Source organism: Rothia uropygioeca (genome assembly GCF_004136585.1).
Classification (GTDB): domain Bacteria; phylum Actinomycetota; class Actinomycetes; order Actinomycetales; family Micrococcaceae; genus Rothia.
Window position 1 is genome coordinate 157,049 of record NZ_NOIR01000004.1, and the last position, 21,015, is coordinate 178,063.

16 protein-coding genes are annotated in these 21,015 nt (G+C 60.7%); 8 read left to right on the top strand and 8 right to left on the bottom strand.

All coding sequences use genetic code 11. The annotated features are described in order from the left end of the window. The first annotated feature begins 14 nt into the window (after window positions 1-14). On the top strand, window positions 15-1,832 hold the full coding sequence (locus EWR20_RS10755; RefSeq protein WP_371811895.1) for an acetyl/propionyl/methylcrotonyl-CoA carboxylase subunit alpha: 1,818 nt from the start codon (window positions 15-17) through the stop codon (window positions 1,830-1,832). Between the two features lie 352 nt (window positions 1,833-2,184). Then, a complete protein-coding gene (locus EWR20_RS10760) occupies window positions 2,185-3,606 on the top strand; it encodes an MFS transporter (protein WP_129360670.1) in 1,422 nt (473 codons plus the stop codon). A gap of 83 nt (window positions 3,607-3,689) precedes the next feature. Here the strand turns inward: EWR20_RS10760 and EWR20_RS10765 are convergent, their stop codons facing one another. Then, the gene (locus tag EWR20_RS10765) at window positions 3,690-5,105 is read right to left on the bottom strand and encodes an NAD(P)H-quinone dehydrogenase (protein WP_238147711.1); all 1,416 of its coding nucleotides are present in this window, start codon (window positions 5,103-5,105) and stop codon (window positions 3,690-3,692) included. A 191-nt stretch (window positions 5,106-5,296) separates the two neighbouring features. Between EWR20_RS10765 and EWR20_RS10770 the strand changes: the two genes are divergently transcribed. From EWR20_RS10770 to EWR20_RS10785, 4 genes are all read left to right on the top strand, one after another. Further along, window positions 5,297-6,103 (top strand): purine-nucleoside phosphorylase, encoded by an 807-nt coding sequence (locus EWR20_RS10770; RefSeq protein WP_129360844.1) that lies wholly within the window; start codon window positions 5,297-5,299, stop codon window positions 6,101-6,103. Between the two features lie 36 nt (window positions 6,104-6,139). Further along, window positions 6,140-7,873: a phospho-sugar mutase gene (locus EWR20_RS10775; protein ID WP_129360672.1), complete on the top strand. Its 1,734-nt coding sequence runs from the start codon at window positions 6,140-6,142 to the stop codon at window positions 7,871-7,873. A 66-nt stretch (window positions 7,874-7,939) separates the two neighbouring features. Then, on the top strand, window positions 7,940-8,614 hold the full coding sequence (gene deoC / locus EWR20_RS10780; RefSeq protein ID WP_129360673.1) for a deoxyribose-phosphate aldolase: 675 nt from the start codon (window positions 7,940-7,942) through the stop codon (window positions 8,612-8,614). Between the two features lie 96 nt (window positions 8,615-8,710). Beyond that, window positions 8,711-9,034: a DUF1772 domain-containing protein gene (locus EWR20_RS10785; protein WP_129360674.1), complete on the top strand. Its 324-nt coding sequence runs from the start codon at window positions 8,711-8,713 to the stop codon at window positions 9,032-9,034. A gap of 217 nt (window positions 9,035-9,251) precedes the next feature. On the opposite strand, the gene mfd is transcribed toward EWR20_RS10785, so the two are convergent. Continuing rightward, a complete protein-coding gene (gene mfd, locus EWR20_RS10790; RefSeq protein ID WP_129360675.1) occupies window positions 9,252-12,887 on the bottom strand; it encodes a transcription-repair coupling factor in 3,636 nt (1,211 codons plus the stop codon). Between the two features lie 259 nt (window positions 12,888-13,146). On the opposite strand from mfd, the gene EWR20_RS10795 reads away from it, so the two are divergent. Together EWR20_RS10795 and nhaA are read left to right on the top strand one after the other, a co-directional pair. Further along, a complete protein-coding gene (locus EWR20_RS10795; RefSeq protein ID WP_129360676.1) occupies window positions 13,147-13,647 on the top strand; it encodes a DUF2505 domain-containing protein in 501 nt (166 codons plus the stop codon). Window positions 13,648-13,778: 131 nt separating this feature from the next. Beyond that, window positions 13,779-15,146 (top strand): Na+/H+ antiporter NhaA, encoded by a 1,368-nt coding sequence (gene nhaA / locus EWR20_RS10800; protein ID WP_129360677.1) that lies wholly within the window; start codon window positions 13,779-13,781, stop codon window positions 15,144-15,146. A gap of 6 nt (window positions 15,147-15,152) precedes the next feature. Here the strand turns inward: nhaA and sufU are convergent, their stop codons facing one another. The 6 genes from sufU to rfbB form a co-directional block, all read right to left on the bottom strand. Next, entirely contained in the window at window positions 15,153-15,614 is a 462-nt protein-coding gene (sufU, locus tag EWR20_RS10805; protein ID WP_129360678.1) for a Fe-S cluster assembly sulfur transfer protein SufU, read from the bottom strand. Window positions 15,615-15,637: 23 nt separating this feature from the next. Beyond that, window positions 15,638-16,948, bottom strand: a complete 1,311-nt coding sequence (locus EWR20_RS10810) for a SufS family cysteine desulfurase (RefSeq protein WP_129360679.1) — start codon at window positions 16,946-16,948, stop codon at window positions 15,638-15,640. Window positions 16,949-17,001: 53 nt separating this feature from the next. Continuing rightward, window positions 17,002-17,580 (bottom strand): aminoacyl-tRNA hydrolase, encoded by a 579-nt coding sequence (pth, locus tag EWR20_RS10815; protein WP_129360680.1) that lies wholly within the window; start codon window positions 17,578-17,580, stop codon window positions 17,002-17,004. 143 nt (window positions 17,581-17,723) lie between these two features. Continuing rightward, a complete protein-coding gene (locus EWR20_RS10820; protein ID WP_129360681.1) occupies window positions 17,724-18,356 on the bottom strand; it encodes a 50S ribosomal protein L25/general stress protein Ctc in 633 nt (210 codons plus the stop codon). 148 nt (window positions 18,357-18,504) lie between these two features. Next, on the bottom strand, window positions 18,505-19,980 hold the full coding sequence (gene rfbD, locus EWR20_RS10825) for a dTDP-4-dehydrorhamnose reductase (protein WP_129360682.1): 1,476 nt from the start codon (window positions 19,978-19,980) through the stop codon (window positions 18,505-18,507). Next, window positions 19,977-20,975 (bottom strand): dTDP-glucose 4,6-dehydratase, encoded by a 999-nt coding sequence (rfbB, locus tag EWR20_RS10830; protein WP_129360683.1) that lies wholly within the window; start codon window positions 20,973-20,975, stop codon window positions 19,977-19,979. Before rfbB ends, rfbD begins: the two co-directional genes overlap by 4 nt. Window positions 20,976-21,015 lie beyond the last annotated feature (40 nt).

Below are 21,015 nucleotides of genomic sequence, written 5' to 3' on the forward strand. Positions count from 1 at the left end.
AAAGGAGTGGATGAGTGACCATCACTGAGTCAGAGCACAAGGGAAGCGCGAGCTCCCGCTACACGAGCGGACCGGTCAATAAAGTATTGATCGCAAACCGTGGTGAAATCGCGGTTCGCGTGATTCGCGCCGCCGCCGATGAAGGCATGCAAACCGTCGCCGTGTACGCGGAACCCGATCGCGAAGCGCTTCACGTGAAGCTCGCGGACGAGGCATTCTCCCTAGGGGGTTCCACCGCCGCCGACTCGTACCTCGTCATCGACAAGATTCTCGATGCCGCCCAGCGTTCCGGAGCGGACGCCATTCACCCCGGTTACGGATTCCTATCCGAAAATGCGGAATTCGCCCGAGCCGTACGGGAAGCCGGAATCACGTGGATAGGGCCTTCGCCCGAGGCCATCACCGAGCTCGGTGACAAGGTTGCCGCTCGCCACATTGCCGAGAAGGTCGGCGCTCCTTTGGTTCCCGGAACCAAGGATCCGGTGGCCAATGCACAAGAGGTTTTGGATTTCGCGGATCAGTACGGTCTGCCCGTCGCAATCAAGGCCGCTTTCGGCGGTGGCGGACGCGGGATCAAAGTAGCGCGTGAAAGGGATGACATCCCGGAGCTGTTCGACTCAGCCGTCCGCGAGGCGACGGCGGCTTTTGGACGAGGCGAATGCTTCATCGAGCGGTTCCTCGATGCTCCGCGCCACGTTGAGACACAGTGCATCGCCGACGCACACGGAAATGTCGTCGTGGTTTCCAGTCGCGATTGCTCGTTGCAGCGCCGCAACCAGAAATTGGTCGAAGAGGCCCCGGCTCCTTTCCTTTCGGATGAACAGCTGGATCGTCTCTACGAGTCGTCCAAGGCAATTCTTCGCGAGGCCGAGTACCAGGGCGCGGGAACGTGCGAATTCCTAGTCGGCCAGGACGGCGTGATCAGCTTCCTCGAGGTCAACACTCGTTTGCAGGTTGAGCATCCCGTCTCGGAAGAGGTTTCCGGCATTGACCTGGTCCGCGAACAGTTCCGGGTCGCCCGCGGCGAAATTCTCGGTTACGAGGATCCCGAGCTGCGTGGGCACTCCTTCGAATTCCGCATCAATGGTGAGGACCCGGGCCGCAATTTCATGCCCGCACCGGGAACCGTCGAGACCTTGTCGGTCCCCTCGGGGCCCGGCGTTCGATGGGATTCGGGCGTTATCGGCGGCGACGTCATCGGCGGCAATTTCGACTCGATGCTGGCCAAATTGATTGTGACCGGGAATTCCCGCAAGCAGGCCCTTGAACGCTCTCGCCGCGCTCTGGCCGAGCTTCAGATCACTGGGATGCCCACGGCCGTGAGTTTCCACCGCGTCGTCGTGGAGGATCCGGCGTTCGCTCCGGAAGGCGAGGAACCGTTCTCCGTGCATACGCGGTGGATCGAAACTGAGTTCAACAACACCATCGAGCCGTATGGTGGCATGCCTGGATCGGTCGACAGCGAGGACGACGAGCGACAGAAGGTCGTGGTCGAGGTCAACGGCAAACGACTTGAGGTTCTCATCCCCTCTGTCCAGAGTGCCTCCTCTTCCTCATCCAAGGCGTCGAAATCACGCCAGCGCAAAAACCGCTCCGGAACCGCGACGGCGGCGACCAGCGGAGACGATCTCACCTCGCCCATGCAGGGCACCATCGTGAAGACGGCGGTCAAGGATGGCGCGAAGGTCAGTGAAGGCGACCTCGTGGTGGTTCTTGAGGCCATGAAGATGGAACAACCTCTGACAGCGCACAAGTCGGGCAAGGTCACCGGCCTCAAGGCCAAACCGGGTGACACGGTCACGGCCGGATCGGTGATCGCCACCATCAAGTGACCATCGGGGTCACCTCGTCTCGCGCGGGCGGCGTCGTTATCCACGACGCCGCCCGCGCTGCGTATCTGCCTCACCTTGGACCCGCCGCCTTTCTTCGCCGAGCCCTCGGAAACCACCGCTTTCCCACCGAGCCGGGGCCGCTGTGTCGACTCACCGGACCCGCACCTACAGCCCGCCTGTGAGTGGATGAGGCAGAGTGCGCTATGAGCTTGTGAAGAGTGACACGCACGGGACCACGGCTCTCAGTATATGGAACGTTTTGTCCAGCATGTAGATGCTGACTCTAGGGTAAGAAGACGATCACGCACCCTGGCGCCCGATTGCGGCGTCTTTTGAGTTTTAAGGAGCCTCGATGTCACTTCCTGACACGTCCGTTCCGACCGGTTCGAAGCCGGCCGAAGCGCCGCCTGCTGAACACAAGGTCCCCCAGCACCGCATCATTACGGCTTCGCTGGTCGGCACCACTATTGAGTTCTACGACTTCTACGTGTATGCCACGGCGGCCGTTGCCGTTTTCCCCGCGCTCTTCTTCACGGGGCAGGATGATACCACGAAGCTCCTGGCCTCGATGGCCACATTTGCTGCAGCGTTCTTCGGGCGTCCCATCGGTTCGGTGGTCTTCGGGCACTTCGGTGACCGCATTGGCCGCAAGGCCACGCTCGTCGGCGCGCTCCTGACCATGGGTTTGGCGACCTTTCTGATCGGCCTGTTACCCACATACCACCAGATCTCGTTTTGGGCCCCGGCGCTCTTGACGATTCTGCGTTTCGCCCAGGGCATGGGGCTGGGAGGCGAATGGTCCGGGGCCGCCCTGCTGGCGACTGAGTATGCGAAACCGGGCAAACGGGCCCGCGCCGCGATGTGGCCTCAGCTGGGTGCCCCCATCGGGTTCATCCTCGCCAATGCCTTCGTCCTTTTGCTGACCACGTGGATGAACTTCGATTCGACCAAGGACGCCGCGGCCATGGATTCCCCGTTCTTGATCTGGGGCTGGCGTGTACCGTTCATTTTCTCGGTCATCATGGTCGCCGTGGGTCTCTACGTTCGCGTCCGTCTGGAAGAGACCCCTGTCTTCAAACAGTCCGTCCAACGTGGTGAAAAGGTCAAAACGCCCTTGGTGGACGCTTTCAAGACCGCATGGAAGCCGATGATCCTCGGAACGTTCATCATGTTGTCCTGCTATGTGCTGTTCTATCTCATGACCGCCTGGATCCTCTCCTACGGCATCGGCAAGCCCTCCAAGGGTGCCGGACTGGGAGTCCCTTACCACACGTTCTTGCAGGTTCAGCTTTTGGCCGTCTTGTTCTTCGCGGCTTTCGTGCCGGTGTCCGGGTGGCTAGCGGACAAGATCGGGCGCCGTCGTCAACAGCTGATTACAAATGTGCTGATGTTGCTGTTCGGGCTCAGTTTCGGCCTCTTCATGGCTCCTTCCGTCATCGGCACGGGAACCGATGCGAATATCCCCGGTCTGATCCTGTTCATCTCGATCGGAATGGCCATCATGGGGCTCTCCTTCGGCTCGATGTCCGCTTACCTGCCCGAGTTGTTCCCGACCAACGTGCGCTACACGGGATCAGGCATTTCCTATAACGTCGCGTCGATATTGGGCGCCGCAATCACCCCCTATGTTGCGGTCTGGTTGAACGCGCAGGGCGGCGTGAGCGCCGTTGGCTGGTACCTCGCGGGTGCCGCGGTGATCACGATGATCGCATTGCTGATTTCGCACGAGACACGCGACGTCGACCTGGCTGCCGTCAGCTCCGAGGCTGAGTAAGCCGTTCCTCCTGGAACACCAAACGCCGCCGTGCTTTCCCACCAGGGGTGAGCACGGCGGCGTTTTTTCGATGCGGCGTGATTCTAGGAAGGCATCTTGTGTAGACGACGCGCCGCCTCGGACATCGACCCCGTCAACGAGGGGTATACCGAGAAGGTGTCTGCGAACTCGTCGGCGGACATTTTGTTGTTGACTGCCAAGGAGATCGAGAAGATCAGTTCGGAGGCCCGCGGTCCGACGACCACTCCACCGATAATCGTGCCGGACCCCTTGCGAGCGAAGATCTTGACGAAGCCGTCTTCCACGGCCATCATCTTGGCCCTCGGGTTGGTCGACAGCGACAGCATCACGGTATCGGCCTGGTAACGGCCGCTCTCGATGTCCGCCTGGGAGACTCCCACCGTGGCGATTTCAGGAGAGGTGAAAACGTTCGAGGCCACGCGATGCTTCTTCAGCGGCGAGACCGAGTCTCCCAGAAGGTGGGCGATAGCTATGCGCCCCTGCATCGCCGCAACGGATGCGAGAGGCAGGACGCCGGTGCAGTCGCCGGCGGCATAAACGTTGGGGGCAGTGGTGCGGGAGACGCCGTCCACGGCGATGTGACCCGACTCGGTCATGGTGACCCCCGCATTTTCGAGCCCAAGATCGTGCGTGTTCGGGATCGAGCCGACGGCCATGAGGCAATGCGACCCGGATACCTTGCGGCCATCGGAGAGCGTGACGATGACGCCGTCGCCGTCCCGCTCGACAGAAGCGGCGCGCGAACGTGGCATGACGTTCAGACCGCGGCGGTCAAACACGTCTTCCAGAACCTTGGCGGCGTCTTCATCCTCGCTCGGCAGGACTCGATCGCGCGAGGAGATCAGTGTGACGTCCGAGCCCAGCCCGCGATAGGCCGAAGCGAATTCGGCACCGGTCACACCTGAGCCCACCACGATCAGGTGCTCCGGGACTTCTCGAATTTGGTACAGCTGCGTCCAGTTGAAGATGCGCTCCCCGTCTGGCTTTGCGGTGTCCAGTTCACGAGGGTGCGCGCCCACACTCAGCAGGACCGCGTGCGTCTGAAGCTCGTAGGTCAGACCCTTGCTGTCATGGATTTCAACGGTGCGTTCATCGACCAGTCGGCCGGTCCCGTCGATGATCTTGACGCCGGCTTTTTCGAGCGTTCGCCGGATGTCTTTGGACTGTTCTTTCGCAAGGTTCAGCAGGCGGCGGTTGACCTTGTCGATATGAACTTCGAGCTCCACGAGTTCATCGCCTGCGCGCGTCCGGATACCCAGGGCCGGTGCTTCGCTGAACCGGTTCATGGTGTCGGCCGACGCGATCAGGGTTTTGGACGGCACGACGTCCGTGATCACCGCGGAGCCGCCCATCCCCTTCTTCTCGACGAGGGTAACGTCGGCACCCAGGTTTGCCGCTACCAGTGCGGCCTCGTATCCTCCGGGGCCGCCGCCGATAATAATGATCTTCTGTGGTGTAAATGCAATAGCTTCGCTCACGTGGTTCATTCTTCACCACAGCCCCGAGACCCTCCAACTCTTGATGAGATAAGTTCTCTTGAACTCCACCGGTGTTTTGCCCTGTGGGATTCTCTTCGGCCCTTCATATCCGGCCGTATCCTGCTAGGTTTGGACACGTGACCACGAGCAAAAACACCCTTCCCGTGAAGCTTCCGGGCAACTCCTCGGATATGGCGTTCGAGCCCAATCGGCTGGCCCAGGAGGCCGCCGAGTACATCGCCGCGAAAACCGGCATCGAGCAGCACGACTATGCCCTGACGTTGGGGTCGGGCTGGGGCGGTGCCGCCGAATTGATCGGTGAGACCACGCACGTCCTCAAGGCCGCGGATGTTCCTGGTTTCCACGCCTCCGACGTCGCAGGTCATTCGGGCACCTTGTCGTCCATCACAACGCCGTCGGGTCGCCATGCACTGGTCATCGGCGCGCGCACGCATCTGTACGAGGGGCGCGGCGTCGACCCGGTGGTCCACGGTGTACGGACTGCGGCGGCAGCCGGTTGCTCGACCATGATCCTGACCAACGGGTGCGGCGGGCTTCAGCCCACGTACAGTCCGGGGACTCCCGTGCTCATCAGGGACCACATCAATTTCACCTCCACATCTCCGCTGGTCGGAGCGCATTTCGTGGATCTGACGGATCTTTATTCGCCTCGCATTCGGGATATTGCACGCTCAATCGATCCGAGCCTTGAGGAAGGTGTGTATCTTCAGCTTCCGGGGCCCCATTACGAGACACCGGCGGAAATTCGTATGGCGAAAACCCTGGGCGCCGACCTCGTCGGAATGTCGACGGCTTTGGAAGCGATCGCAGCCCGCTCCGCTGGTCTGGAAGTTTTCGGGATCTCCCTGGTCACCAATCTCGCCGCAGGCATCTCGGACAGTCCACTGAACCACCATGAGGTACTAGAGGAAGGGCGCAACGCCGGCCCTCGGATCTCCAAGTTGCTGGCGCAGATCATCGAACGCTTGGACGGCTAGAACCCAGGCCCTGCAGGAGAACAACGAGGTTTATCCATGACAACGACGACCGAACTGATCGACGAAGCCATCCGGTGGGTCGAAGCTGATCCCGATCCTCAGACTCAGCGCGAGCTCCTGGACTTGGTCAGCCGTGCCGAGACCGCAGAAGGGGAAGCGGAACTGCGCGAGCGTTTCTCCGGGACGCTCCAATTCGGTACTGCTGGGCTGCGTGCCGCACTAGGTGCTGGACCCATGCGTATGAACCGTGCCGTGGTGGCCCAGGCGGCGTACGGCGTCGCGACCTATCTGAAGGAACGGGCAGCCAAGGAGAATTGGAGCTCGACCCCGAGAGCGATCATCGGCTTCGATGCTCGCACCAAGTCGGATGCCTTTGCACGCGATACGGCCGGAATTTTCACGGCGGCTGGCCTCGACGCATTCCTCATGCCGCTTCCTTTGCCCACCCCAGTGTTGGCGTGGGCCACGCGTCTGTTGAAGGCCGACGTCGGGGTTATGGTCACGGCATCGCACAATCCTGCCTCGGATAACGGGTACAAAGTGTATTTGGGCGGGCAAGCGGTTGGTGAAGATGCTCGTGGGGCTCAGATCGTTCCACCGACGGATTCCGAAATCGCGGCGAAAATCGCTCAGGCCCCCACGGTCGATCGCATCGAGCGAGCCGGTTCTGGGTGGACCATGCTTCCGGAACGCATTGCGCGCGACTACGAGCATGAAGTGACTTCACTGATTCCTGGAATGGCCCCCGCGAGCCGCTCCTTGAGCGTGGTCCTGACGCCGATGCACGGCGTGGGCGGCGAGGTGATGTCTTTCGTGTTGTCCCGTGCCGGATTCAATCGTTTGCACGTGGTTCCGGAACAGGCTTTGCCCGACCCCAAGTTCCCGACGGTCATGTTCCCGAACCCCGAAGAGCCTGGGGCGATGGATCTGGCCCTGCAATTGGCCAGGGATCGGGGTGCGGACCTCGTTATCGCTAATGATCCGGATGCGGACCGAGTTGCTTTCGCTGTGCCGGATGCGGAAACGGAGGGCGGCTGGCGCATCCTCCGCGGCGACGAAGTAGGTGCGATCATTGGACGAATCATGCTCGAGCGTCTACCGGCTTCGAGTGGGACACGTCGTTATTTCGCCAATTCGATTGTCTCCTCCCGCTTGCTCGGGGAAATGGCCAAGGCGCACGGGATTGAGCATCGGGAAACCCTGACGGGCTTCAAATGGATCGCAAGGGTGCAGGGCCTGGTCTACGGCTACGAAGAGGCGTTGGGCTATTGTGTGGCACCTGACTTGGTCAAGGACAAAGACGGCATATCGGCCGCCCTCGTCGTTGCGGATTACGCGGCGAAGCTCAAGGACGCCGGGAAGTCGCTCTTGGACGTGCTCGACGAGATTGCCGTCCAACACGGCGTTTATTCGACCGATCAGCTCTCGGTTCGAGTGGAGGATCTGACTCGCATCCGGGCAATGATGGAGCGTCTGCGCCAGGGGCAGCCGAAGGAGCTCGGAGGCTCGCCCGTGGTCAAGGTACGAGACCTTGCGCAAGGTTCCAAAAGTCTCCCTCCGACTGAAGGCATCTTGTACCTCACCGAAGACGGTGGGCGTGTCATCGTTCGCCCTTCAGGCACGGAGCCCAAGCTCAAGTGCTACCTCGAGGCCGTGGTTCCGGTTGAAGGGCGGGAGAGTCTTCCAGAAGCTCGTGCGGTGGCCAAGCAGCGTTTGTCGGAGCTCCGCAAAGATACCGCGCGGGCCCTTGGCGTGGATACGGAGTCGTAGGATTCTCCCTGGGCATTATTTTTCGCCCCGTTTCCGGGGCACCGACTCTTTGAAGATGGAGCACTCATGACCGAAACCAATAACATTCCCGAGAATCTTGCGGGCATGATCGACCACACCATTCTGGCGCCGAATGCTCGCACGGCGGACGTGTTGCGTCTGTGCCAGGAAGCTCGCGATCATGGTTTCGCGTCCGTATGCGTGAACCCGGTATGGGCCAAGGTGGTCGCGCAGGAGCTTGAAGGCAGCGCGGCTGTTGCCTGCGCGGTCGTCGGTTTCCCTCTTGGTGCAACCAGCACTGACACCAAGGTTTTCGAGGCCGCCACCGCTTTGGCGGACGGGGCACGCGAGATCGACATGGTGATTAATATCGCGGCTGCCCTGGAGTCGGACGAGGAAGCACTGACAGCGGATATCAAGGCCGTGGCGGACGCCGTGCACGAACGCGAGGGGTTGCTCAAAGTCATTATCGAGACCTGCCTTCTCGACGACTCCCAGAAAGTCCTCGCCTGCAAGGCGGCCGTGGCCGCAGGGGCGGACTTCGTCAAAACGTCCACGGGTTTTTCGACCGGTGGAGCCACTGCTGAGGACGTCAAGCTCATGAGGAAGACCGTCGGCCCGGACATCGGAGTCAAGGCGTCCGGAGGTATCCGAACCCGGGAGGACGCGCTGGCCATGATTGGGGCCGGCGCAAACCGGATCGGGGCGTCGAAGGGCATCGAAATCATCGGGGCAGGCTAAACGGCCGGACAGCTCTTATACTGGAGAAGACTCGTTATCGACTCTGCATCACCCCAAGTGATGTTTGAGTGACCAACCTTGAGGAATGAGGATCGCATGACCCACGGAGAAGAATCGGCGTTCAGGGAAGGGGCAGCCGACTACGCGCAGAATTCGGAGGCGTACCCGTCGAACCAGAAGGTCCGGAGCCATTCCGGAGAAGGCCATACGGTCAGCAACCTATTGACCTTCATCTTCTGCATGATCCTACTGATCGCGTCCTTCTATTGCTTCGGCCTGTGGATCTCCGATTCCAAGGCATGGTTGCCTTTCGCGATCGCGATCGTCCTGTACGGATTGACCTTCATGGTGCCCCTCAACATCCTTCGGGGCAAAACCGCCAAGGATTCCCCCGGGGGCAAAGAGTTGACTCAGCTCTAGGCTCTGCGGAAAGCACTCCCTCCGACCCGCAACGTCGTTGAGGAATGGACCAAGCCACGATGGATACCGACCTGGACGGGTCAGCATCCATCGTGGCTTTTCATTGAGGACGGCCGAAATGCGATGTCGAAGCCTTCACCTCAAGTGGCTCTCCGCCGGCTCAGAACCGAATCTTCGGTCCCATTGATCGGTATGGGCTGAACTCCGCGGTCCGCCGTTAGCTCAGAATCGCGTCGATGAATCCTTCGACCCACTCAAGGATCTGGTCGTCGACCAGGTCTTTGCCGCCCACAGGCGCGGACTTCGGCTTAGGGACCAGTATTTGCTTCTGCTCGGTACCTTGCACGACCTTGATGAGCGAGTTCGGGTACATGCGGTTCAAGCGCATCTCACGGGATTCGGCCAAATCCACCGGGTAGAACCGAATCTTCGGTCCCATGGCCATGATTTCGGTGAGCCCCACCGACCTCGCCTTGATGCGCAGTCGCGCAATCTTGAGGAGGTTCTCGGCCGGTTGCGGCAATTCACCATATCGGTCACGCAGTTCAGCTCCGACCTCGTCAACGGCTTCGTCACTCGCCGCGGCTGCCAGGTTGCGGTATGCCTCCAACCGGAGCCGCTCCCCCGGAACGTAATCGTGTGGGAGATGAGCATCCACGGGGAGCTCGATCTTCATCTCGGCAGGAGCCTCCTCCTGCTCCTCGCCTCGGTAATCGGCGACGGCCTCGCCCACCAAACGCAGATACAGGTCAAAACCCACTCCCGCGATATGCCCGGACTGCTCGCCGCCGAGAAGGTTACCGGCACCACGGATTTCCAGATCCTTCATAGCCAGTTGCATACCTGCACCGAGCTCGTTATGCGCCGCCACGGCCTTGAGCCGTTCCAGGGCGACCTCACCCAGCGGCTTCTCGAGAGGATACAAGAAATAGGCATAAGCACGTTCGCGCCCTCGGCCAACTCGCCCACGGAGCTGATGAAGTTGCGAAAGTCCATAATTGTTGGCCCGGTCGACAATCAGCGTGTTGGCGTTGGAAATATCCAGACCAGTCTCAACGATCGTGGTGCATACCAGCACGTCGAATCGCTTCTCCCAGAAATCGACGATGATCTGTTCGAGTCGGGCTTCGCTCATCTGTCCGTGAGCCACGGCGATGCGGGCTTCCGGAACAAGTTTTTGCAGGTCGGAAGCGACCCGGTCGATCGAGGAGACCCTGTTGTGGACGTAGAAGACCTGGCCCTCCCGCATCAGCTCACGACGCACTGCCGCCGCGACCTGCTTTTCGGTATGCGGGCCCACGAAAGTAAGGACTGGATGCCTTTCCTCGGGAGGCGTTGCCAACGTTGAAGTCTCTCGGATACCGGTCAGCGACATCTCTAGCGTTCGGGGAATCGGCGTCGCGGACATGGCCAACACATCAACGTTGGTCCGCAACGTCTTCAGTTTTTCCTTGTGCTCGACTCCGAAGCGCTGCTCTTCATCGATGATCACCAGACCGAGGTCTTTGAAAGTGATATCCGAAGAAAGCAGCCGGTGTGTACCGATGACGACGTCTATGGTTCCGTCGGTAATTCCGGACTCAACCGCCTTGGATTCTTTGGGGGTCTGGAAGCGCGAAAGAGTCGCGACCCGGACGGGGAACCCACTGAAGCGTTCGGTGAATGTCTCGGAATGCTGTTGAGCCAGCAGAGTCGTCGGCACGAGGATTGCTACCTGTTTGCCGTCCTGAACGGCCTTGAATGCGGCCCGCACGGCAACCTCGGTTTTGCCGTACCCGACATCGCCCGAAATCAACCGGTCCATCGGGATTTCCCGCTCCATGTCGGCCTTGACCTCGTTGATCGTCGTCAGCTGGTCGGGGGTCTCCACGTACGGGAAGGCCTCTTCCAGTTCCCGCTGCCAAGGGGTATCCGGAGCAAAGGCGTGGCCGCGTGAAGCCATGCGTGCCGAATACAGGCGGATGAGGTCGGCAGCGATCTCTTTGACAGCTTTTCGGGCCCGGGACTTTGTCTTCGCCCAGTCGGAGCCGCCCATCTTGGACAGCGTGGGTGCATCACCGCCGACGTAGTTGGTGACCTGGTCCAATTGATCCGTCGGAACGAAAAGCCGGTCCCGCGGCGCCCCACGCTTCGACGAAGCGTACTCGAGAACCAAGTACTCCTTCATCGGCTTCGGCTGGCCAGGCTTGACCATGGCCCCAGCAATGGGCCGCTGAATCAGCTCGACGAACTGCCCAATACCGTGCTGCTCGTGAACAACGTAGTCCCCGGGCTTGAGCGCGAGCGGGTCCACCGCGTTGCGACGGCGCCGAGCGGGGAGTTTCCTCATGTCACGCGTCGTATAGGGGCTGGCCTTGCCGAGGACGTCGGATTCCGTCAGGAGAGCAATCTTCGCTTCCTCGAGGACGAATCCGGTTCCGTGAGGCGAGGTCGTGAGTTCGATGATGCCCGGCTGCGGCTCCTCATCGAGGTCCGCACGTCGAGCGGCAGGCAGATCGGCGCCCTGGAACAATTCGGTCAGCCGATTCAACGGGCCTGGACCGTCCGTAACCGCCACGACCTGCCACCCGTTGCGCACGTGGTCGCCTACGACATCGAGCATCGCATCCACGTTCCCCGCGAAGGTCAAAGGTGCCCGAACCGAAATCGTCAGGCTGTCGGCCTCGTCCTCGATGGCTTCGTCTACCCCCAACGACGTGATGGACCACCAGCCGTGCCCCAAGTCCAGAGCTTCGCTTCGTGCATCCGAGACCGACGTGAAACTGGCCTGGGCCAAGCCCGTCTCATTGATGTCAATGGGAGCCTGTTGCCCGTTGGAGGCCTGCTCCCATGCGGCGAGAAGGAATTCCTCATTCGTGGCGACGAGGTCGGCGGCACGCGCACGAACCTTTTCCGGCTCCAGAAGAACTGTCATCGAATCTTTCGGCAAGGAGGCGATCAGAGTCGTCATCTCGTCCACGAGGAGCGGAGCCAGGGACTCCATACCCTCCACGTAGATTCCGCCCGCGATTCTCTCCAACATGGACTCGGCGCCCGGCAGCGTATTCTTCAATGTCGCGGCCCGAGACATGACGTTGGGGGTGATCAGGATTTCTCGGCACGGCGGGGCGATCAGCTCCTTCGGGTCTTCCCCGTCTTTGGGGGTGAACGTGCGCTGGTCGGCGATGGCGAACCACTTCATCTGGTCGATCTCGTCGCCGAAAAAGTCGATGCGGACCGGATGATCCTCGATGGGAGAGAAAACATCCAGAATCCCTCCGCGAACCGCGAATTCACCGCGCTTGGTCACAAGGTCCACACGCGAATACGCCGCTGCGGCCAGTGCCTCGACTGTCTCTTCGAAGTCATGTTCTTCGCCCACCCCCAGGCGCACGGGCTTCATGGACTCCAAACTTGCAGAAATAGGCTGAAGAACGGAACGGATGGGTGCGATGACCACGCGCACCTCGTCCTGAACTTCGGAGATCCTGCGTAGCACGGCCAAACGCTGTCCCACCGTGTCCGAGCGCGGCGACAGCCTTTCGTGAGGCAACGTCTCCCACGCCGGGAAACGTGTCACGCTGCCTTGATCGAGGTAGGATCCCAAGACCCCTTCGAGGTCCTCGGCTTCACGATCGGTGGCGGTGATCGCCAGGACCACAGGTGCGTGCTGATCCGTTTCCCCGATCAGGCCCTGTTCGGCCGCCACGCCCAGCCCATCAGTGATTTGTGCCACAAGCGGCGCGCGGAGCCCCTCCGCGGCACCGATCACGGTCTCCGAGGAACGCTCGGCGGACGCTCGAGACGCCTGAGCCAGAACATTGGCGAAAGTCGGTTCCTTGTCGAGGGCTTTTCGCAACCCGATGAGGCTCATAAAACGCGATCCTTGAATGGTCGGGGTCTGGGATTGCACCCAGTTTTGGGCACGCGGAAAAGCGCCCGAATTCTTTCGAGACGTACGGGCGACGCTCGGCATGGAACCGAACGAACCCTACATTACGCCCGTCGACGATCCCGCTCCACGGGCCCTTGCTCCAGGCTTAACCGCCCGGCAAGGCTCGGCCCGGGTTCGGCCGCGTTCTTCCCGCTAGACTGAGCCCTGAATCTGTTCACCGAACTGAATTGAGTTATTCATGGCTATGAAGGAATCACACACCATCAACGCTTCGATCGACCGTGTCATCGAAGCCTTCAGCTCGGAAGACTTTGCGCGACACGTAGCGCAGAAGGCCGGAGTCGAGTTCCAGAGCCTTTCCGTTGACGGGGAGACCTCGGGCCCGTTCACCGTGACCACCGTGCGCGGCGTCGGCGCGGACAAAGTTCCCAGCGTCGCTCAGAAGTTCGTGAGCAACGGCGTCAAGTTGACTCAGGTGGATGAATACAGCGCCCCTCGAGAGGACGGCTCGCGCACGGTCGAGACCAAGATCGACGTCGCAGGCCTCCCGGTCTCTGCGACGGCTCACCAGGATCTGAAGTCCCAGGGCGAACAGACCGTTGTCGAGGTCGAGGGCGATGTCAAAGCAAATATCCCGTTGGTCGGCAAGAAGATTTCCGCCGCCGCCGAACCGTACATCGGCAAGGCGCTTTCCTTGCAGAGCACGACCGCCGAAGCCTGGATCAAGAACCACAGCTAGCCCCGTCTCGCGGTGATACAGCGGCGTCTTCCGTCCAGCGTGCACGTCTTCATCTTCGGCTGAATTCGGCAGTGCCCGGAAGGCGCCGCTAGCGTAAGTAAGGACCGCCAAGATCGCACCATGAGGAAGAAATGACGACGACACTCGCGCAAGAGGGCTATCACCAGAGCAAATTCGGTATGAAACTGCGTGAGGGCAACACTGGTGGCCTTCTAATGATCGCCGCGATGGTTCTCGGCTTGCTCTTCGCCAATACGGCACTGTCCGACGGATATTTCGGTCTCCGCGACGCGCACCTCGGCATTGCCGGTGTCGACAGCGCCTTTCACACGGTCGGCGAGTGGGCTTCCGAAGGCCTCCTGGCCGTGTTCTTCTTCATGACCGGACTCGAGCTCAAGTCCGAATTCGTCGATGGTGAGCTCCGACGCATCAAGAAGGCCGTCGTGCCCGTGGTCGCTGCGTTCGGCGGCGTGGCCATGCCGGCGATCATTTATGCCGTGATCAACCTGGTCTGGGGAGACGCTGCGACCTTGCGCGGATGGGCCACCCCCACGGCCACCGACATCGCTTTCGCCGTATCGGTGCTCGCCGTGGTCGGCTCCGCACTTCCGACGGCGATGCGAACCTTCCTGCTGACACTTGCTGTCGTCGACGACCTGATCGCGATCGTGATCATCGCATTCGTCTACTCGGAAGGCGTCAATTTCCTCTTCTTGGCCCTGGCTGTCCTCCCCGCCGTACTTTTCTGGATTCTGACCCACAAGTGGCCCCGGTTCTTTGCCCACAGCGCTTGGGGCGCCTGGGTCATCCTGTTACCCATCGGTGTCCTGACCTGGATCCTCATTTACTCGGCGGGTATTCACGCTACGATCGCTGGTGTCGTGCTGGGCTTCATGGTTCCCGTTCTGCGTCGCTCCAAACCTCGTGCGGGAGAAGCCCCGGTCGGTCTGGCACCGCGTCTTTCGCACCGTTTCGCGCCGCTGTCCAATGGCATCGCGATACCTGTTTTCGCTTTCTTCGCTTCCGGTGTAGCCGTGGGCGGCTGGTCCGGAATCGTCGACGCCTTCTCGGATCCGGTGGCCATCGGCGTCGTCGTCGGTCTCGTTCTGGGCAAGACCATCGGAATCTTCGGGTCGACATGGATTCTGACGCATATTTCAAGGGCCGAGATCGACGAGGACATGAAATGGGTGGATGTCTTCGGTCTCGCGATGATGGGCGGTATCGGTTTCACCGTTGCGTTGCTCGTCGCCGAACTGAGCTTCGGCCTAGGAACCATCCATGACGACCATGCCAAGGTCGGTGTGCTGACCGGTTCGCTTCTCTCCGCAATTCTTGGCGGCATTCTGTTGGGAATTCGCAATACCCACTACAAGCGGCTTCGCGCACAAGGAATCCCGGTGGACACGTATGATGGCGACGAGCCGGATGCGGCCGAGGCAACGGAGGCCCTGGCCCAGGACGATCCCGACTCGACGGATTCGCGACCTCGCTCGTGAAACCGGTCAGGCCTCGGAGACAACCGCTTCTTTTGCGGCTTCTTCGGCCGCTACCCATGAAAGCATTGCGCACTTGACGCGGGCTACGAATTTGGAGACCCCCGCGAACGCAGCGGCGTCGCCCAGGGTTTCTTCGTCCGGTTCGACGCTGCCGCGCGAACGGAGCATCTCGCGAAATTCGTCGACCATTCTGTAGAACTCATCGGTGGTCATACCGGGGGCCATCTCGGACAGGACGGATGCGGCGGCCATCGAAATGGAACACCCGTCTCCTTCCCAGGACAGAGCGTCGATTCGACGACCGCGTTCGTCGAGCGAAATGCGCACCTTGATTTCGTCGCCGCACGTCGGATTGTACTGGTGGTTCTCGGCAGAGTGTTTCGTCTGCGAAGCCGGCAGTCCTTCCCCCGAGCGCTTGCGGGAATGATCCAGGATGATCTGCTGATACAGCTGGTCGAGGTCGCTCATGAGTAATTACTTCCTGTGCTTTCTCAGAGACCGAAGAATCCGCGGACGCCGCTCAATCCCTCGAGGAAACGGTCCACGTCATCGGTGGTGTTGTAGATGTACGCGCTGGCCCGGGTAGAGGCGTTGATGCCGAGGCGACGATGCAGCGGTTGGGCGCAATGGTGACCCACCCGTACCGCTATTGACCGGGTATCCAGCAACTGCCCGACGTCGTGCGGGTGAACTCCCTCGACGTGGACCGAAACCAACCCCGCTCTTTCGCGTCCAGGCGCAGGACCGAGCAGGCGAACGCCATCGATCTCGGAGACCCCTTGGGCGAGGCGACGGCCGAGCTGAGCTTCCCACGCGTGAACGTTCTCCATCCCGATCCCATCGAGATATCGCACCGCCTCAGCGAGAGCGACCGTTTGGGATACACGTTGCGTTCCGGCTTCGAAACGCATGGGTGGTTCCATGAACTGTGCCGCGTCCATGGTGACCTTGGTGATCATGGAACCACCGGTGAGGAACGGCGGCATGGCTTTGAGGAGTTCGTGGCGCCCGTAGAGCGCCCCGATGCCGGTTGGTCCCAGCATCTTGTGACCCGAGAAGGCCGCAAAATCGACGCCCAATTCCACAAAGTCAACGGGCATGTGAGGAACCGACTGACAAGCGTCCAGAACGGTCACCGCGTCGTGCTTCTTTGCCAGGGCGACTAACCGCGGCACATCCGTGATAGACCCCAACACATTGGACACGTGAGTGAAAACAAGGACCCGCGTTTTGGGCCCGACGATGCTTTCCGCGGCTTCTTCGTCGAGCAGCCCCTGGTCGTTGAGCGGGATATAGCGCAGCGTTGCACCGGTCCGGGCGGCCAGTTGCTGCCAAGGAATGAGGTTCGCGTGATGTTCGATCTCGGTCGTCACGATCTCGTCCCCAGGCCCCAGCGCAAAGCGCTCCGACTCAGGCTTTCCCAGCCCAGCCGAGGCGTTGGAGAAAGAGTAGGCGACGAGGTTGAGCGCCTCGGTCGCGTTGGAGGTCCATACCAATTCGTTCTCGTCCGCACCAACGAATTGGGCGACGACGCGTCGCGATTCCTCGAAAGCATCGGTCGCGCTGACGGCGAGGCTGTGGGCCCCACGGTGCACGGCCGAGTTCTGCTGCTCGTAGTAGTCCCGCTCCGCATCAAGCACCTGAACCGGATTCTGGCTCGTCGCCCCCGTGTCGAGGTAAACCAGGTGGTTCCCGTCCACTTCGTGGGAGAGAATGGGAAAGTCTCGGATCAATCGCTCGACTTTGGCATCATCGAGTGGACCTGTGGCTGCAGGAGAATTCCGATGGGTCGAATTACTCATGATTTCCATCCTAGGACCCGCCGACCCGCATATCAGCGGGGCTGCCTTTCGGCTTAACGTGCATGGAATTTCTGTTGCGCTTCGGCAAGCCCCTGCGTCATGACCATTTCGACGGCATCCGCCGAATCTTCCAGGAGCAGCGGGAGTTGCTTGGTCTCGGAGGAGGCGAAATGCTTCAAAACATAGTCGGCCGTGTCCATGCGTCCGGGTGGCCGGCCGACGCCGACCCTCACCCGCACATAATCCTTGGTCCCCAACGCCTTGGTGATGTCGCGCAGCCCGTTGTGGCCGCCTTCTCCCCCGCCCTTTTTCAATTTGATGGTGTCGAACGGAATATCGATCTCATCATGCACGGCGATCACGTGATCCGGATCGACGTCGTAGAATTTCGCGAGCGCAGAGGTCGGGCCACCGGAGGTATTCATGTAGCCCGTGGACTTGGCCAGCACCACACGCGGTCCGCCGATTCCCAAACGTCCTTCGACCACCACGGCGGATGCTTTGTGTCTCTTGAAAGTCGCTCCCATGCTTCGGGCGAGGGTGTCCACGACCATTTGACCGACATTGTGACGCGTGTTGGCGTATTGGGGACCGGGATTTCCGAGTCCCACGACCAACCAAGTTTCAGCCACGCTATTCCTCCTTCAGTCCGAACCACCCGGCGTCGACGATTCTCTTTCCATTCTTACCCGCCCGAGCACCTCTTCGTACCGGCAGGCAAGGGAAAGGCCCGCCGATTTCAATCGACGGGCCTTTCCTTTCGACAGGACGAGTATTACTCGCTGTCCTCCTCGGAGGATTCCTCTTCGGAGGAACCTTCGCCTTCTTCGGCTTCGGCCCCTTCCTCGGGCTCTTCGCCAAGGTCCTGCTCGACCTCTTCGGAGATGTTCACAATGATGAGGTCTTCCTCTGACACAAGGTTGACGCCCTCGGGTAGCTCGAGGTCCGCTGCAGTGACGTGCTCGCCATCGCCACGGCCGGCGAGGTCAACGAGGACTTCCTCGGGAACGTCCAAAGCGTCGGCGTCGACGACGACGACCTGCTCGGGCTGGGTCCACAGGTTACCGGGGGCAACCTCACCCTCGACGGTAACCGGGATTTCAACCTCGACGCGCTCGCCGCGGCGAACCGTCAAGAGGTCAACGTGGTAGATCTCGGGACGGATCGAGTGACGCTGGATGTCCTTGATCATGGCCAAGTGGCTCTTGCCTTCGATGTCCAGGGACAAAACAGCATTGGGGTTACGAGCGGCCATCATGGTGGCGTGACCCGGGAGAACGATGTGGATGGGATCTTCGCCGTGTCCGTAGATCACGGCGGGAATCTTGTCCGCGCGACGGATGCGGCGGGCCGCGCCCTTACCGAATTCGTCGCGGGATTCCGCGGAGATCTTTGTGCGGTCAGCCATGCTGAACCACCTTTCGTATCGGAACTAGTTCTTCAGTGCGCCAAGTTGATTCGAACTGGCGCGGTTCCATACGGGCAATTGCCCACGGTGTTTCGCTGACCAGCCATCGTCGATTACGGAGGATTGCCCCTCCCTCGCCTTGGCATACCTATCTATTATGCGGTGCCCGAACGCCTGGTGCAACCTCATCGCGACCCTCCTCACCGCGGCCGAGGTACTCCCGGAGGGCTAAGCGGTGATCGCGGGGCGAGTACCCGGTCGCTTCGAGGACCGAGAGATCCAATGCCGAATTCCCGGGACGCGGTGCATGCGTTGGCTCCTCAGCGAAGTAGGCGGCCGTGGTCGTGGGAGCGACCTGACCTCGATCATGTCCCGTCAGCTCAAAGACGTCTGCGGCGAGATCGGCCCAGCTGATCGCATCGCCGGAATTGGAGAAGTGGTAAACGCCGTACTCGGCATCGATGTCCAGCAGATGCAGGATCCCCTCGGCCAGATCCGCGGCGAACGTCGGTCTTCCATATTGGTCTGCGACAACGTTCGGGCCGATACCCCGCTCGGCCAAGGAGCGCATGGTTTCGACAAAATTCTTGCCTTCTCCGATGACCCAGCTCGTTCGCACAATGTAATGCCGGGGGGCCGTCGCTGCGGCCACTTCTCCAGCCGCTTTCGATTGCCCATAGACGGACAGCGGAGCCAAAGGGTCCGCCGTCCGGTAGACCTCTCCTCGAGGCTTGCTACCGTCGAAGACGTAGTCCGTAGACACCTGCACGAACGGAATGTCTGCTTCCCCGGCCACGCGCGCGAGGGCTCCGACGCCGGAAGCGTTGGTGGCCCATGCCTGGGTCCGGCCTTCCGGGGTTTCGGCGGCATCGACCGCGGTGTAAGCCGCCGCGTTGATGATTCCCCGATATCCCCGCCAATGGAAGACGTCGACCCATTGATCAGGCCGTGCGAGGTCGAGCCGGTCCCGTCCAACCGCCTCATATGCAATGCCACGGTCATTCATGATCTTTTGGAGCGCACGGCCCAGTTGCCCCGTGGCACCCGTTATCAGGTACGGCGCGGGCCCCACCGGGGTGATCTCTCCGAGACGCGGATGCGCGCGGTCCTTGCCCGAAAGCTCGGCCTGGTCCAATGGGATCGGCCAATCGATCGCGGCGGTCTCATCGGCCGCATTGAGGAAAGAGTATTCTTCCTGAGACTCAGCCGACCAGTGATCGTTGACCAGATACGTGTAGGCCGTGTTCTCCAGCAGAGATTGGAAAGCATTCCCAACACCTCGTGGCACGAATACCGCTCTCGAGGGATCCAATTCGATGGTGAACGTCATTCCGAACGAGGGGCCCTCGCGCAGGTCTACCCAGGCGCCGAAAATCGATCCCGTTGCCACCGAGACGAATTTGTCCCAAGGCTCTGCGTGGATTCCACGGGTCGTTCCGCGGGCAGCGTTGAAGGAGATGTTGTTCTGGACCGGCCCGAAGTCGGGCAGACCTGCTGCGATCATTTTCTGCCGCTGCCAGTTTTCCTTGAACCAGCCCCGGGCGTCCCCGTGGACCGGAAGATCGACGAGGAGCAATCCAGGAATCGGTGTCTTCGTCACGCTGAGGTCTTTGGGCTGATTCACGGTCCCGCCTCGGCATACTGACGCTCAACGGTCTCTTTGTCGTCAATCCACCAGGTCCGATTCTCCTCGTACCAGCGGATCGTGTCCGCAAGGCCCGACTCGAAATCCGCGTATTGGGGCGACCATCCCAGCTCCTGTCGTAGGGGCGATCCGTCGATCGCGTACCGGAGGTCGTGACCTGCCCTGTCTCTGACATGGTCGAATTCGTCTTCGGGTCGGCCGAGGAGTCTCAAGATGGTCCGCATGACCGTCAGGTTGCTCCGCTCTCCATCAGCACCGATGAGGTAGGTCCGGCCAATTTCCCCTTTGTTCAGGATCAACTCCACAGCCGAGGAATGATCCGACGAATGTATCCAATCGCGGACGTTGAGGCCCTCGCCATAAAGCTTTGGCCGACGCCCGGACAGAATGCTCGTGATTTGACGTGGGATGAACTTCTCGATGTGCTGATACGGCCCGTAGTTATTGGAACAGTTGCTGATCGTGGCTTCGATGCCGAAGGATCTCACCCAGGCCCTGACCAATAGGTCCGAACCGGCTTTGGTCGATGAATACGGAGACGAAGGATTGTACGGAGTCGATTCCGTGAATTTGGCGGGATCGTCCAATTCGAGATCACCGAAGACCTCGTCGGTTGAAATGTGGTGGAATCGCACGCGGTGACGGCGTACTGCCTCCAGGAGCGTGAAGGTCCCGAGCACATTCGTTCGGACAAAAGGCATCGGGTCTTTCAAGGAATTGTCGTTGTGGGATTCCGCGGCATAATGCACCACGGCGTCGACGGCCCCGACGAGGTCCCCCACAACCTCGGCGTCGGCGATATCTCCACGCACGAGTTCTACGCGGTCTTCAGGCAAACCGGAAAGCGAAGCCTCGTTGGCCGCATACGTCATCTTGTCCAGGACTATAACGCTGTGGTCAGTGCATTTGACCAAATGATGAACGAAATTCGAGCCGATGAAACCGGCTCCCCCAGTGACCAGAATTTTTCCCATGGGCAAGATTCTAAGACAGAACGTGGTTTGTCCTTATCAG

Excerpts from the sequence above, each read along its gene's own strand:
- sufU (WP_129360678.1), bottom strand. The coding sequence starts at position 15,614 with ATGAGCGACCTCGACCAGCTGTATCAGCAGATCATCCTGGATCATTCC.
- EWR20_RS10760 (WP_129360670.1), top strand. The coding sequence starts at position 2,185 with ATGTCACTTCCTGACACGTCCGTTCCGACCGGTTCGAAGCCGGCCGAA.
- EWR20_RS10785 (WP_129360674.1), top strand. The coding sequence starts at position 8,711 with ATGACCCACGGAGAAGAATCGGCGTTCAGGGAAGGGGCAGCCGACTAC.
- rfbB (WP_129360683.1), bottom strand. The coding sequence starts at position 20,975 with ATGGGAAAAATTCTGGTCACTGGGGGAGCCGGTTTCATCGGCTCGAAT.
- mfd (WP_129360675.1), bottom strand. The coding sequence starts at position 12,887 with ATGAGCCTCATCGGGTTGCGAAAAGCCCTCGACAAGGAACCGACTTTC.
- EWR20_RS10810 (WP_129360679.1), bottom strand. The coding sequence starts at position 16,948 with ATGAGTAATTCGACCCATCGGAATTCTCCTGCAGCCACAGGTCCACTC.
- nhaA (WP_129360677.1), top strand. The coding sequence starts at position 13,779 with ATGACGACGACACTCGCGCAAGAGGGCTATCACCAGAGCAAATTCGGT.
- deoC (WP_129360673.1), top strand. The coding sequence starts at position 7,940 with ATGACCGAAACCAATAACATTCCCGAGAATCTTGCGGGCATGATCGAC.
- EWR20_RS10770 (WP_129360844.1), top strand. The coding sequence starts at position 5,297 with ATGGCGTTCGAGCCCAATCGGCTGGCCCAGGAGGCCGCCGAGTACATC.
- EWR20_RS10820 (WP_129360681.1), bottom strand. The coding sequence starts at position 18,356 with ATGGCTGACCGCACAAAGATCTCCGCGGAATCCCGCGACGAATTCGGT.
- EWR20_RS10775 (WP_129360672.1), top strand. The coding sequence starts at position 6,140 with ATGACAACGACGACCGAACTGATCGACGAAGCCATCCGGTGGGTCGAA.
- EWR20_RS10795 (WP_129360676.1), top strand. The coding sequence starts at position 13,147 with ATGGCTATGAAGGAATCACACACCATCAACGCTTCGATCGACCGTGTC.